Genomic DNA, 13944 nt, shown 5'->3' on the forward strand with positions numbered 1-13944 from the left:
GGCACCTCCCTCTAGCGCGCTCCACCGGCGCGGTCGGCGTCACCGTCACCGTCATCGACGTCGTCCTCGTCCTCCGCGCCGCTGTCGTCCCCGTCGTGCGGGGGCACCAGCGCGAGGCCGGGGCCGGAGTCCCGGTCGTCGAGCTCGTCCTTGACTTCGTCCTTGCGGGCCGCCGTCTCGGGGTCGACTTCGCCCTCCGTCGCGAACTCGTGGTCGATCTCCCGGTGGACCTTGCTGTTGAGGACTTCGACGTCCTCGTCCTGCAACCGGCCGAGGTCCTCGGGGAACGGCTCGTCGGGGGAGATCCTGCTCTTCATGTGCATCCAATCTGCCGGCTGTGGACGCGCGGCAACGTCCGAATGTTAGTGGCCGGCAGTGGGTGGCAACAAGCAGGAGGCTTACTGATGGCTCAGGCCGGCCCCCGGCGGCGGGTGGGCCGCCGCGGCGGGTGCCCCGACCCGGGGGTGCGTTCCGCCGGGTCAGGGCCGTAGGCCCGGGTCTGTCTCACGCGGCAGGCGCGGAGTGGCGCCTGCCGCGGCCTGAACCGCTCTCCGGTCAGGGCGTGTGTCGCGGCTCCGGGTCGGGGGCGAACTCCGCGAGGGCAGGAAGTGCCCGTCCGTCGAAGTCGAACATCGCCTGGTTCTCCCACGCGTTGCCGCTCGCCGGATCCGCCGGATCCCAGCCGTTGCCCTCGACGGCGGTCCAGGCGGGTTCCCAGCTGACGACGCCGATGCCGCGCCCGCCGGGCGCCGACGCGACGACGTCCTGCACGGCGCGGAAGTTCGCCGCCTGGCCCTTGGGGCTCGCGGGGTATCCCGGCACCAGTTGCGACTCGCGCGCGACGACGTTCTCCCAGGGGTCGACAGGGTTGTCGGCCAGCGTGAACGGGTAGGAGTTCTCGACGACGAGCACGTCCCGGTCGTAGCGTGCGGACAGGGTTGTGATGGCGTTCTGCAGGTCCGCCATCGAGCCGTGCCAGTAGCCGTAGTAGGACAGCCCGATCGTGTCGAACGCGACGCCGCGCGCTGTGACTTCGTCGAACCACCAGGTCAGGCCGCCGATGCCGTTGTTGATGTTGGTCAGGTGCAGGACGACGTCGGTGCGGTGATCGACGTCCTTGACCGCGCGGGAGCCGGCAGAGAGGAACAGTGCGAGGTTGTCCCACTGCGCGCCGTCGACGCCGTCGCCGGCGATGACGTCCCAGGTCTGACCGAGGGGCCAGAGCATGCCCGGATTGATTTCGTTGCCCACCTGCACCGCGTCCGCCGTTGCCCCGGCGTCCTTCAGCGCGGTCAGTACCGCGTGGGTGTGCCGGTAGACCTCGTCGGCCACGGCCTGGGGACCGAGGCCCGCCCAGGCGGCCGGCATGCCCTGGGCGCCGGGATCGGTCCAACGGTCGCTGTAGTGGAAGTCGACGAGCACCTCCATCCCGGCGGCCTTTGCGCGCGTCGCCGTTGCCACCACCTCGTCGGTGGTGTTGTAGCCGTCGGCGGGATCCACCCACACCTTGAGCCGCACCATGGTGGCGCCGGCGTCGGCGAAGGCTCGGACGGCGTCGACCGGTCGGCCGGAGGCATCGAGGTAGACGGCGCCGTTGTCCTCGTTCTTGACGAGGTTGGAGAGGTCCGCGCCGCGCACCGCGCGGGAGACCTCGCCTGCGGTGAGGCTCACGTCGTCGACGACCACCCAGTCACCGGCCGTACCGCGTGTCTCGATGACGATCTCGCAGGATCCCTTCGTCACGTACGCGTCCGCGGCGATGGTCAGCCACGCGCCGTCCTGTGCGGTGGACGGGACGACGGTTTCGCCGTCGGTGCCGCAGTTCCGCAGACCGATGCGTGTCGCCGCGAGTGATCCCTCCGATTTCACGCGGGCGGACACAGTCCACCAGCCCTCCGCCAGTGGGCCGGTCTTCTGGCGTGCGGTGACCGTCCCGTCCCCGGCGAGGCGCTGGGCGAGGTGTGCCCCCTCGGCGTCCGTCTCGACGCCCGTGGAGCGCGGGCTGCCGGTGGTCTTCCAGCCGGCGAGGCCCGCGTCGAACCCGGGGTTGACGAGTGCACCCGGATCGGGGGCCGGAGCGGCGCTGGCGGGGGAGAGTCCGGAAGGCAGGGCGACGGCGGCGAGCAGCATCGCGGCAGCCACCGTCCTCGACCGCCGGCCGGGGGTCATACGGGCGGGTGTCCATCGGTTCTTCATGCGTCCTCCTTGACGTGGGACCCCACGGTTGGGGCCCGGGTGGGGTTCGGGGTCACGCCTCGCGGTGCTCGACGACGGCGCAGGCGCTTGCGGCGAGCGGATCTCCGGGCGCGACGGTCCGTCCGCTCACGAGGTCCGTCCCACCGACCGGCAGCGTGACTTCGCCTCCGGTGTGATTGAGCACGAAGGTGAAGGCGCGGTCGTCCGAGGTCCGGGTGACGATCTCGACACCCTCCCCGGCCGGTCCGTCCGGGATGCCGGCCGCGGCGAGGGCCTCACCGAGCAGGCCATCGAGCGCCGGGGCGGTGGGGCGTGTGGATAGGTACCAGGCGGTGCCCCTGCCGAAGGCATTGACGGTGATGGCAGGCTTGCCCGCCGCAGGTCCGGAGCTGTAGCGGGTGTGGGGCTGAGCCCCGTCCAGCTCGAGGTCCTCGGCCCACATGTCCGCCGTCGCGCCGTCGTCGAGGGTCACGGTCTCGTGCTCGCGCAGGGGAAGCCATTCGGCGACGGTCAGGCCCAGGATGCTCCGCAGTTGCCCGGGATGCCCGCCCGCGGGCACGGCGTCGTGGTCGTCGACGATGCCCGAGAAGAAGGACACCACGAGGTTGCCGCCTTCCGCCACGAACGCCTCGAGGTTCCGGCGGGCCGCGGCCGAGACCGCGTAGAGGGCGGGGGCGAGCACGAGGTCGTACCGGCTCAGGTCCTGCTCGGGATGCGCGAAATCGACCGTGACATTCCGCCGCCACAGGGCCGTGTAGTAGGCCTCGATGCGCTCGCGGTGATCGAGGTCCACGGAGGGGCGCCATTCCAGGTCCTGCGCCCAGAATGACTCGGTGTCCCACAGGATCGCCACCCGGGCGGTGACGGTGGATCCTCGCACCGCGCCGGCTCGCCCGAGCGTATGTCCCAGTTCGGTCACCTCGCGGAAGATGCGTGATTCGGTGCCCTGGTGAGGGACCATCGCGGAGTGGAATTTCTCGGCGCCGAAACGGGACGCCCGGAACTGGAAGAACATGACCGCGTCCGCGCCGCGGGCCACGTGGCTGAGGCTGTTGCGCAGCATCTCGCCCGGCTGTTTGGCGACGTTACGGGGCTGCCAGTTCACCGCGGAGGTGGAGTGCTCCATGAGCATCCAGGGTCTGCCGCCGGCGAGCGAGCGGGTGAAGTCGGCGTCGAGCGCCAGGAGGACGTGGTTGTCCGTGCGTTCCGCGGTCAGGTAGTGATCGTTGGCGACGACGTCGACCTCGCGGGCCCAGGACCAGTAGTCGAGGGACGGGCAGCTCGTGGCCATGAAATTCGTGGTCACGGGCAGATCCGGGGTGTGCTCCCGGATGATGTCCCGCTCGAGGACGTAGCACTCCAGCAGCGCGTCGGAGGTGAAGCGCTTGAAGTCGAGGCGGTGGGCCGGATTGACCACGGTGGCGCTCAGGCGGGGGGCATCGATCTCGTCCCAGGCGCCGTAGCGCTGGCCCCAGAACGTGGTACCCCAGGCGTCGTTGAGCGACTCGAGCGACCCGTAGCGCCGCGAGAGCCACTCGCGGAAGGCGAGCACCGACGGCTCCGAGTAGCACTCACTGATCGGTGCACCGTACTCGTTGTGGACGTGCCACATGCGCAGGGCCGGGTGGCCTGCGTAGCGGCGGGCCAGCTCAGCGGTGATGCGGGCTGCGTGGCGGCGGTAGTCCGGGGAACTCGGCGATGCCATTCCGCGTGATCCGTGGCCCAGAGTCACCCCCTCACGGGTCACGGGCCGGGCCTGCGGGTACTTCTTCCAGAACCAGGCGGGAGGCGCGGCCGTCGGGGTGCCGAGATCGACGTCGATGCCGGCCGAGGCGAGCAGCTCCAGGATGTCGTCCAGGAAGGTGAAGTCGAACTCGCCGTCCCGCGGTTCCAGCAGGGCCCACGAGAAGATGCCGATGCTGACGAGGTTGATGCCGGCGTCCTGCATGAGGGCGATGTCCTCGAGCCAAACGCGCCGCGGCCACTGTTCGGGGTTGTAGTCCCCGCCGTACCGGAGTTCCCGAGTCCCACCGGGCCAGGATCGTGTGGCAGGAGCGGTGCTGGTGTTCGGAACGGCTGTGCCCGCGAGGGCTGCCCCGGTGGTGACCTCGGTGTGGTCAAGTGACATGAGAAATCCCCTTCGACTGTGTGCGCTCCCAGTTTTAGCACGGACATCTCCGTAGGTGATAGCCCGGACCCACCTTCTTGACACGAGTAAAGGTGCCGTGCGCTACTGGAACCGCTCACAGTCTGGCGCCGCACTCGTTCGAGGGGCGTACAGGATTGCTTTCGACAAGGAGGACGAAATGCGTTCAATTCTTCGCGTCGGTGCCATGGCTACCGTCGCTGCCACCGCACTGCTGACCGCGGGATGCTCGAGCCCCGCCGGGGAGACGGCCGGCGCCGGTGAGCCCGATGCGGAGGGCCCCGTGGAGCTCAGCTTCTGGGCCTGGGCGCCCAACATCGAGAAGGTGGTGGAGATGTGGAACGAGGAGAACCCGGACATCACCGTCACCGTCAGCAAGCAGGACGGCGGCGACCCCGCCATCACCAAACTTCTCACCGCGATCAACGCCGGCAGCGGCGCTCCGGACCTCATCCAGGCCGAGTACCAGAAGATCCCCACCCTCGTGGCCTCCGATGCGCTGGCGGACATCTCCGACGGTGCCGGTGACCTGGAGGACAAGTTCTCCGAGGGGGTCTGGGACTCCGTGACGCTCGGCGGTGACGCCCTGTACGCCGTGCCCCAGGACTCCGGGCCCATGATGTTCTACTACCGCGAGGACGTCTTCAAGGAACTCGGCCTCGAGGTGCCGACCACCTGGGAGGACTACGCCGACGTGGCCCGCGCCGTCCACGCCTCCGACCCCAAGCGCTACCTCGGCACGTTCTCGGCGAATGACGCCGGCTGGTTCGCGGGTATGGCCCAGCAGGCCGGAACCTCTTGGTGGAGCATCGACGGCGATGCCTGGGGCGTCGACATCGACAGCGAAGCCACCGAGAAGGTCGCCTCGTTCTGGGGCGGCCTCGTCGAGGAGGGTGCCATCGACAACAAGCCGATGTACACGCCCGAGTGGAATGCGGGCCTCAACGACGGCAGCCAGGTCGGGTGGCTCAGTGCGATCTGGGCTCCGGGGGTACTCTCCGGCAATGCCGCCGACACCGCAGGACTGTGGAAGGCGGCACCCATGCCGCAGTGGGAGGGCGAGGAGGCCACGGGCAACTGGGGCGGATCCTCGACGGCGGTCACCTCGCAGAGCGAGCACGTCGCGGCCGCGACCGAGTTCGCCACCTGGTTGAACACCGATCCCGCAGCGGTCCAGGCGCTCGCCGACGTCTCCAATGTCTACCCTGCGGCAACCGAGGAGGCCGAGGCCGCTCTGTCCACGGCACCGGAGTTCTTCAGCAACCAGCCGGACTTCTACGACGTCGCCGCGGACGTGGCCGAAACGGTGCGCCCGTTCACCTACGGGCCCAACGTCAACGTGGCCTTCAGCGCCTACAACGACGAGTTCGCGAAGGCAGCCGAGGCGAAGACGGAATCCGCCTTCGTCGACGCGCTCAAGGCCATGCAGGAGATCACCGTCACCGATCTCGAGGACAACGGCTTCAACGTCAAGTAGTACCGGCACCAGTGGTGCCGCCGTCCGGAACGGGGCGGCGGCACCGATGTTCGAAGGGGAACACCGTGAGCGTTCAGCCAGCAGTTTCCGGTAGCACCGGCGTCCCGAAGGGGGCCGACCAGGCCGGCCCGCCATCGTCGCGCGTCGGCGGTGCCAGCCGCAGTCCCGGGCGACGCCCTTCGTGCCGCTTCAGGTCTCGGGTCCTGACGCCGTATCTGATGCTCGCTCCCGGCATCCTGCTGTTCACCGTCTTCATGGCGGCGCCCATCTTCTACACGCTGTACCTCAGCTTCCAGCGCGTCGAGGTGTCAGGGCTCGGGCTCGGCTCGGGCGCACGCAAGCAGGTCTTCGCCGGCCTGGACAACTATGCGGCGGCGCTCGGTGACCCCGAGTTCGCGGCCAGTGTGGGCCGGGTCCTCATGTACGGCGTCATCCTGATCCCATGCATGCTGGGGCTCGCGCTCCTGTTCGCCCTCCTCCTGGACTCGCGGCGATCCCGGGCAACAACCTTCACCCGCGTCGCGATCTTCCTGCCCTACGCGGTGCCGGCGGTCATCAGTTCCCTGCTGTGGGGCTTCCTGTATCTGCCCTCCGTCAGCCCCTTCTACCACCTCACCGAACGCCTCGGTATCGCGATGCCGCAGATCCTGTCCTCGCAACTGATCATGTTCGGCATCGCCAACATCGCGCTTTGGGGCGGGGTGGGCTTCAACATGATCGTCATCTACACATCACTCAAGGCCGTCCCGAACGACATCTACGAGGCGGCACGGCTCGACGGCGCCTCCGAGATGCAGATCGCGCTCCGGATCAAGATCCCCATCGTGACGCCGTCACTCATCATGACGGCACTGTTCTCCATCGTCGCGACCCTGCAGGTCTTCGCCGAGCCGACCACCCTGCGGCCGTTGACCAACACGCTCTCCACGAGCTGGACCCCGCTGATGAAGGTCTACCGTGACGCGTTCACCCGGGACGACATCTACTCCGCCGCTGCGAGCTCGATCGTCATCGCCGCGGCGACCCTGCTGATCTCCTTCGTATTCCTCCGCGTCGTCCAGAAGCGCGCCTTCGGACAGGAAGACTGACATGGCCGACACCCTTACCCCGCCCGTCCCGGCGTCCCCGCTGACGCCGTCACTCCGCCCCCGACGCGACAGCGTCCACGGCCACGAGAAACCGAGTGCCGTCGCCACGGCCCTGCTGCTCCTGGGGGCGCTCTACTGCCTGCTCCCGGTCTTCTGGGTGGTCATGGCCTCCACGAAGGACGGATCCGAGCTCTTCTCCACGAACACGTTCACCCCCAGCTCCCACCTGTTCGACAACATCGCGGAGCTCAGCGGCTACCGTGACGGCCTGTTCTGGCGGTGGATGGCGAACACTGCCCTGTACGCCGGGGCAGGTGCGATCGCCTCCACCGTCGTCTCCGCGCTCTCCGGCTACGTGCTGGCGAAGTTCGCCTTTCCGGGCAAGGGTGCGGTGTTCAACATCCTCCTCATGGGGGTGCTGGTTCCCGGCGTCATCCTCGCGATCCCGCAGTACTTCCTGATGGCGCAGCTCGGGCTCACAAACACCTACTGGGCCGTCTTCCTGCCGCAGATCATCAGCCCGTACGGCATCTACCTGGCCCGCATCTACGCGGCCGCCGCCGTCCCGACCGACGTCATCGAGGCAGCACGGACGGACGGCTCCAGCGAGCTGGGCATCTTCTCCCGCATCGCCATGCCCATGATGCTGCCGGGCCTGGTAACCATCTTCCTGTTCCAGTTCGTCGCCATCTGGAACAACTTCATGCTGCCCTACATCATGCTGGGGGACGACACCCTGTTCCCCATCACGGTGGGGCTCAACGGCTTGCTGAACCAGGGAGCGTCCGCCCCGGCGCTGTACACTCTCGTGGTCACCGGCGCCCTCCTGTCCATCCTGCCGCTCATCCTCATGTTCCTGCTGCTGCAGCGGTTCTGGCGCGTGGACCTCGCCGCCGGCGCCGTCAAGGCGTGAGCCGGGCGGACGATACGCTATGTCCGTGACCAGCACCCGGGGCTCGAAGCGGCCCACCATCGACGATGTCGCGAAGGCGGCAGGCGTCTCCCGGGGGACCGTGTCGCGGGTACTCAACGGCGGACACTGGGTCAGCCCCGATGCCCTCACCGCCGTCGAACTGGCCATCAAGAGGACCGGTTACCGGATCAACCCCCACGCGCGCAGTCTCGCCACGAGCAAGGCGAACACCGTGGCCTTCCTGCTCAGCGAGACGCAGGAGCGGCTCTTCGAGGACCCGAACTTTTCCATCCTGATGCGGGGAGCCTCCGAGGCACTCGGCGAGCACGACGTCTCGCTGGTCCTCATCATGGCCGGCACGAAGGACGAGCAGCGCCGTGCCCGGGATTTCATCACGGCCGGGCACGTCGACGGCGTCCTCCTCGTCTCCTCGCATGCCCGCGGCCAGTCCATCGTGGGCGAGATCCACCGATCGGGCGTTCCGATGATCGCCTGCGGGATCCCGCTCGGCTTCGAGGGCAAGATCGGCTACGTCGCGGCCGACGACGCAGCGGGAGCGCGGGACATGGTCGCCTACCTGCGCGATCTGGGCCGCACGAGGATCGCGACGATCACGGGGCCGATGGACACCTCCGGCGGCGTGGGCCGATTGCGGGGGTACCGGGACGGGATGGGTGGTGCCTTCGAGGAACGGCTGGTAGCACCGGGCGACTACAGCCGGGAGAGCGGCCGGCAGGCGATGCGGGAGTTGCTCGATCGGGCGCCCGACCTGGACGCGGTCTTCGCGGCGAACGACCTCATGGCCGCAGGAGCCCTCGAGGTCCTGCGTGCGGCGGGTAGACGCGTGCCGGAGGACGTCGCGGTAGCGGGGTTCGACGATTCACCCGTTGCCACGTCCTCGGATCCGGCCCTGACGACCATGCGCCAGCCCTTCGTGCGCATCAGCCACGAGATGGTGCGGATCCTGCTCGGGGTCATCCGCGGCGAGGACCCGGCGGCGATCATCCTGCCCACCCACCTGGTGCAGCGCGCCTCCACCGGCGTCCCGGGCGATCCCGCGTAACCGACCCCTACGGTTCGGCCGGTTCCCGTCCGTGGTCCTTCGCGTAGGCCCCGAAGGCGTCACCGTTCGCCGAGGTGACGAACCCGTCGCGCAGCTTCGCCCCGAGCTCGTCGAGGGCGCGCCCCAAGCGGGCGGCGCAGAGCTGGACGTCACGGGATGTCGAGGTTGCGGCTGCCTGCTGGATGCCGACGGCGACCCGCACCTGGCGGGCGAGGGACAGCCGGGGGTCCTCCTCCTGGAAGTAGTACGTCTCGGCGTGCTGGGTGAAGTCGATGCGGGCGACCACCAGCTGCGCCGTCAGGGTGTCGAGGACACGCGTGACGTCCCGGGCATCGAGGCGTTCCAGTGCGGCCGAATACTCCACGTCAGCCAGGCCCTTGAGTTCGAGGGCGAGCGAACGGCGCCGGGACAGCGGCGGATAGATCTGCGTGAACCAGGTGAGCGCGGCGGTGAGCAGGGCGAACCCGGCCAGTCCTTCGAAGGGGCTCGCGAAGCGGATCCACGGGTCCGTTGCCACCACGTCGCCGAACCCGAGCGTCGCGAGCGTCACGCTCGAGATGTAGGCCGCTTCGAGGAGGTTCGCATACCGGGCCGGGTCGATCCCGGGCGAATAGGTGAATCCGGCGGGGACGTGCGGCAGGTAGACCAGCGCCCACCCCACCACCTGCATCACGAGCCACAGGATCAGCACGGCGACCATGATCGCCGGTCCCACCGCGGAGCCGAGGCGATGACCGATGCGTCGCGACACCGCCCAGAGCGAGCGCATGACCCAGCGGCTCAGGAATCCGGTGCCGCTGGGGTGGAGCAGGGACTGATAGGTGTCCAGGAATCCCATGATGATCAGGGCGATCCCGGCACTCGTCACGACTGCATCCATGTCCGCCTCCGTCTCCTCGCATCGGGTCGTTCCGCCCGGCGCCACCACAAAGGCTACTGTGACGGATGGCACTCGATCGTCAGTACCCTTGCTAGGCTCAGCGGGATAATTACGACTTCGAGGGGACAGCATGAGCTCCGAACGCCTGACCACGGACGCCGACGAACTCGAGAAACCGAAATGGAGACTCGTGGGCCCCGGCCTCCTGGCGGCGGCCACGGGTGTCGGCGCGGGCGACCTCGTCGCCACGCTGATCGCCGGCAGCCAGTACGGTTACGCCCTGCTCTGGGCCGCCGTGATCGGCTGCGCGCTCAAGATCATCCTCGTCGAGGGCGTGGGGCGCTGGTACCTCGCCACGGGCAAGACCATCTTCCAGGGCTGGCGCACCCTCGGAGCGTGGACCAGCTGGTACTTCGGTCCCTACATCATCATCTGGGGCTTCGTGTACGGGGCGACGGCGATGAGCTCCACCGCCCTGCCCCTCCAGGCGCTCTTCCCCGCCGTCCCGCTCAACGTCTTCGCAGTGGCCTCCGGCCTCCTGGGGCTGGCCCTCGTCTGGTTCGGCAGGTACGGCCTCTTCGAGAAGATCATGACCGTGATGGTCGGCATCATGTTCGTCTCCGTCGTCGGCTCGGCCATCCTCGCCGTGCCGAACGTCCCCGCCATGCTCACGGGCCTCGTCCCCACCCTCCCCGCGGGCTCGGTGTTCTACGTGCTCGGCCTCGCGGGGGGCGTCGGCGGCACCATCACGCTCGCAGCCTACGGGTACTGGCTCCGGGAGAAGGGCTGGAACAAGCCCAAGTGGATGAAGGTCATGCGGGTGGACAACTCCGTGGCCTACACCATGACCGGTGTCTTCGTCGTCTGCATGCTGATCCTCGGCGCCGAACTCCTCTACACCGCGAACATCTCCCTGCAGAGCGGCGACCGCGGCCTCCTCGACATGGGCGCCGTGCTCGAGGACCGCTACGGCGTGGTCTGGGCGAAGGTCTTCCTCATCGGCTTCTGGGCGTCGTCGTTCTCCTCGCTCCTCGGCGTGTGGCACGGCGTGAGCCTGATGTTCGCCGACTTCTGGGCGAACTTCCGCAAGAAAGCCGACGACCTGTCCGACGACGACGCCCCCGGATCCCACAGCAAGCCCGCCCGCGCCTACATGCTGTGGCTGACCATCCCGCCGATGGTCCTGCTGCTCCTCGGCCGCCCGTTCTTCCTGATCCTCGTGTACGGGGTCCTGGGCTCCCTCTTCATGCCCTTCCTCGCGATCACCCTGCTGGTGCTGCTGAACAGCACGCGCCTGGCCAGTCAGTGGCGGAACAAGTGGCTGTCCAACGTGTTCCTGGCGGTCACCACCATCGTGTTCCTCGTCCTCGGCATCAACGAGTTGGTCGGCGCAATCAGCGGGGGCTGACCCCGGGGACCGCTGCGTGCCAGACTGGGACCATGCTCGTAGCCTTCAGTGTCGCCCCGTCCGGAACCTCCGATCTCTCCCGCGACACCCCCGACGGATCGGTGCACGACGCCGTCGCCGCTGCGGTCGCCGTCGTGCGGGAATCGGGCCTGCCGAACTCCACCGACGCGATGTTCACCACCATCGAGGGGGAGTGGGACGAGGTCATGGCGGTGGTCAAGCACGCCACGGAGGCGGTGGGCCGCTACGGGAGCCGCGTGTCCCTGGTGCTGAAGGCGGACATCCGCCCCGGCAGGACGGGCGAGCTGACCGGCAAGGTCGAGCGGCTCGAGGCGGCGCTCGCCGAACAGGAGCAGTTCGAGGGCCACTCCTAGGCCCGCCCCGCCGCGGCGCTCAGCCGTGGCCCAAGGCCACTAAGCTGACACCGTGACACTGCCCCCGCCGACGCTGCCCTACGTGATCCGGCGGGCCACCCCCGACGACGCCGATGCGTATGTCCGCACGCACGTCGCCGGGCTGCACGAGACGTACGAGCACATCATGCCGCCGGAGTACCACGCGCACTACGACGCCGAGGTGCCCACCCTGATCGAGCGCCGCCGGGCCGCGTTCGAGGAGGCGGCGCGGACGCCCGGTGCTGCGCGGAGCTGGCTGGCGTTCGACGACAACGGCGGGCCGGTCGCCATCGCGACCTCCGGCCCCGGCCGGGACGAGGACCGCCCCGACTTCGAGCTGCATCACATCTACACGCTGCGGTCCACGCACGGCTCCGGCCTCGGGCAGCGGCTGCTGGACACCGCCATCGGCGCCCGGGCCGCATACCTCTGGATCCTCAACGGCAATCCGCGGGCCGAGCGCTTCTACGTGCGCAACGGCTTCACACCCGACGGCACGTCCATGCTCTGCGGACCCACCTGGCACCACCGGCCGATGTTCCGCATGCACCGGCCCGACCACGCATGAGAAAGCCTTCGACCATGGCGAAACCGGCAGGCCCCCGCCCCGAGATCGGCGAGTTCCCGATCGACACCGGGACGTGCGAGCTCGAGCCCGACCCGTACAGCCCGAACGGCTGGGTGCTGCGCGTCAACGGCGTCCCCAGCTCCCACATCGACCTGGACGATCCGCTGCACCTCGACTTCGAGTACATGCACTGGATCGCCTCGCTGGTCGACGCCCGGTGGGCGCGGTCGGAGCGCCTCCGGGTGCTGCATCTCGGGGGAGGGGCGTGCTCGCTCGCACGCCGGTTCGCGGCGAGCCATCCCCACGCCCGCCAGGTCGTCGTCGAACTCGACGGCCGGCTCGCGGATCTGGTCCGGACCTGGTTCGACCTGCCGCGGGCCCCCCTCGTCCGCATCCGGGTCGGAGAGGCCCGCGCCGTGACGGAGTCCCTCAGCGAGGGCAGCCGTGACCTCGTGATCCGGGACGTCTTCGCCGGGTCGGTCACCCCGGCGCCCCTGACGACCGCGGAGTTCACCCGTGCGGCCAAGCGTGTGCTCGCGGCGGACGGCGTCTACCTCGTCAACTGCGGGGACAGCCCGAACCTCGCCTTGGCCCGGCGGGAGGCAGCGACGATCGCCGCCGAGTTCCGGCACACCGCGATCATCGCTGACCCCGCCATGCTCAAGGGGCGCCGCTACGGCAACGTGATCATCGCCGGCAGCGACGCACCCCTTGCCGATGCCCCCGGGCTGGCCCGGGAGCTGCTCGGCGGTGGCGTTCCCGCCCACCTGTGGCAGGACGCCCGCGTCCGGTCGTTCGCCGTGAATGCGCAGCCCTTCACGGACTGAACGCCCGCACGGCGACGCCGCGCCGTCAGCCGCGGCCCCGGAGTTGCGGCTCCATGGCCGCGGTCGAGCGTCGGAGGGCGTCGACGACTGCGGCGATCGCCGGCTGGCGCAGCGCGTCCGCCCGCACCACGAGCCAGTAGTCGAGTTCCTCCGCGACGTCGCCGGGAAGGAGCCGGACGAGGTCCGCGTGCCGATCGGCCATGAAACAGGGCAGCAGGCCGATCCCGGCGCCCGCCCGGGTGGCCTCGACGTGGACGAAGACGTTGGTCGAACTCACGGCGTCGCGCATGGCCGGCAGGAGCCGCCGGGGCGCGTCGAGACTGTCCACCTGCAGCATCGCGTCGATGAAGTACACCAGTTGGTGCTCCGTGGCCTCCTCGAGCGTGGCCGGCGCCCCGTGCGCGTCGAGGTACTCCCTGGATGCGTACAGCCCCAGGACGTAGCTGCCCAGCCGCTCCGCCTCCGCCCGATGCACCTGCGGTTCGCCGACCACCACTTCGAAGTCGAGGCCCGTCCGGGTCTGCGAGGCACGCCGGGTCGCGGTGACGATCTCGATACGCAGCAAGGGGTTGGCGGTCCGGAGCCGGGCGAAGGCGGGAGCGGCGATGAACGCACTGAAGCCGTCGGTGGCACTCATCCGCACCACTCCCGACAGCGCGCCGTCACGGTCACCCAACCGGGCGACCGCCTCCCCGACCGCGGCCGCAGCGTCCGCCGCCCGCCGGCCCAGGTCCGTGAGTTCCCATCCGCCGCTGCCGCGTGAGAGCACACGCCCGCCGAGCGCCTTCTCCAGGGCCGCGACCCGCCGCGACACCGTGGTGTGGTTCAGCCCCAGCGACTCACCGGCCGTCGTGAAGCGTCCGCTTTGGGCGACGGCGAGCAGCACCAGGAGGTCCTGCGCGTTGGGCTGGGGCACATCTGCAGTATTGCAGAGCAGCGGTGCCGATCTGGTCATTGGCGGGCCGGAAGGCCGCGGGGATACT

General features: G+C 69.3%; 13 protein-coding genes. 8 read left to right on the plus strand and 5 right to left on the minus strand.

Annotated elements, in window-relative coordinates; translation table 11 throughout:
* Positions 1–11 precede the first annotated feature (11 nt).
* From ACX80F_RS08450 to ACX80F_RS08460, 3 genes are all read right to left on the minus strand, one after another.
* Positions 12–317, minus strand: a complete 306-nt coding sequence (locus ACX80F_RS08450; RefSeq protein WP_459335943.1) for a hypothetical protein — start codon at positions 315–317, stop codon at positions 12–14.
* 238 nt (positions 318–555) lie between these two features.
* On the minus strand, positions 556–2196 hold the full coding sequence (locus tag ACX80F_RS08455; protein ID WP_459335944.1) for a glycoside hydrolase family 53 protein: 1641 nt from the start codon (positions 2194–2196) through the stop codon (positions 556–558).
* Positions 2197–2248: 52 nt separating this feature from the next.
* Positions 2249–4324: a beta-galactosidase gene (locus ACX80F_RS08460; RefSeq protein ID WP_459335945.1), complete on the minus strand. Its 2076-nt coding sequence runs from the start codon at positions 4322–4324 to the stop codon at positions 2249–2251.
* 178 nt (positions 4325–4502) lie between these two features.
* On the opposite strand from ACX80F_RS08460, the gene ACX80F_RS08465 reads away from it, so the two are divergent.
* From ACX80F_RS08465 to ACX80F_RS08480, 4 genes are all read left to right on the plus strand, one after another.
* Positions 4503–5819: an ABC transporter substrate-binding protein gene (locus tag ACX80F_RS08465; protein ID WP_459335946.1), complete on the plus strand. Its 1317-nt coding sequence runs from the start codon at positions 4503–4505 to the stop codon at positions 5817–5819.
* A gap of 218 nt (positions 5820–6037) precedes the next feature.
* Positions 6038–6907 (plus strand): carbohydrate ABC transporter permease, encoded by an 870-nt coding sequence (locus ACX80F_RS08470; protein ID WP_459335947.1) that lies wholly within the window; start codon positions 6038–6040, stop codon positions 6905–6907.
* Position 6908: 1 nt separating this feature from the next.
* The gene (locus tag ACX80F_RS08475) at positions 6909–7820 is read left to right on the plus strand and encodes a carbohydrate ABC transporter permease (RefSeq protein ID WP_459335948.1); all 912 of its coding nucleotides are present in this window, start codon (positions 6909–6911) and stop codon (positions 7818–7820) included.
* 19 nt (positions 7821–7839) lie between these two features.
* Positions 7840–8883 carry a LacI family DNA-binding transcriptional regulator gene (locus ACX80F_RS08480; RefSeq protein ID WP_459335949.1) on the plus strand — a complete coding sequence of 348 codons (1044 nt, stop codon included), beginning with the start codon at positions 7840–7842 and terminating at the stop codon, positions 8881–8883.
* Between the two features lie 7 nt (positions 8884–8890).
* Here the strand turns inward: ACX80F_RS08480 and ACX80F_RS08485 are convergent, their stop codons facing one another.
* Positions 8891–9763, minus strand: coding sequence for a potassium channel family protein (locus ACX80F_RS08485; protein ID WP_459335950.1), 873 nt, complete (start codon positions 9761–9763; stop codon positions 8891–8893).
* Positions 9764–9893: 130 nt separating this feature from the next.
* On the opposite strand from ACX80F_RS08485, the gene ACX80F_RS08490 reads away from it, so the two are divergent.
* Genes ACX80F_RS08490 through ACX80F_RS08505 form a run of 4 tightly spaced genes read left to right on the plus strand, consistent with a single transcriptional unit; the run spans position 9894 to position 12961 of the window.
* Positions 9894–11171, plus strand: coding sequence for an Nramp family divalent metal transporter (locus ACX80F_RS08490; RefSeq protein ID WP_459335951.1), 1278 nt, complete (start codon positions 9894–9896; stop codon positions 11169–11171).
* Between the two features lie 32 nt (positions 11172–11203).
* The gene (locus ACX80F_RS08495) at positions 11204–11545 is read left to right on the plus strand and encodes a thiamine-binding protein (RefSeq protein WP_459335952.1); all 342 of its coding nucleotides are present in this window, start codon (positions 11204–11206) and stop codon (positions 11543–11545) included.
* A 52-nt stretch (positions 11546–11597) separates the two neighbouring features.
* Positions 11598–12134 carry a GNAT family N-acetyltransferase gene (locus ACX80F_RS08500; RefSeq protein WP_459335953.1) on the plus strand — a complete coding sequence of 179 codons (537 nt, stop codon included), beginning with the start codon at positions 11598–11600 and terminating at the stop codon, positions 12132–12134.
* Positions 12135–12148: 14 nt separating this feature from the next.
* Positions 12149–12961, plus strand: coding sequence for a spermidine synthase (locus ACX80F_RS08505; protein ID WP_459335954.1), 813 nt, complete (start codon positions 12149–12151; stop codon positions 12959–12961).
* Positions 12962–12986: 25 nt separating this feature from the next.
* Here ACX80F_RS08505 and ACX80F_RS08510 read toward each other — a convergent pair whose 3' ends face one another.
* Positions 12987–13916, minus strand: a complete 930-nt coding sequence (locus ACX80F_RS08510; protein ID WP_459335955.1) for a LysR family transcriptional regulator — start codon at positions 13914–13916, stop codon at positions 12987–12989.
* Between the last annotated feature and the right edge of the window lie 28 nt (positions 13917–13944).

This window comes from Arthrobacter sp. TMS2-4 (genome assembly GCF_054511075.1).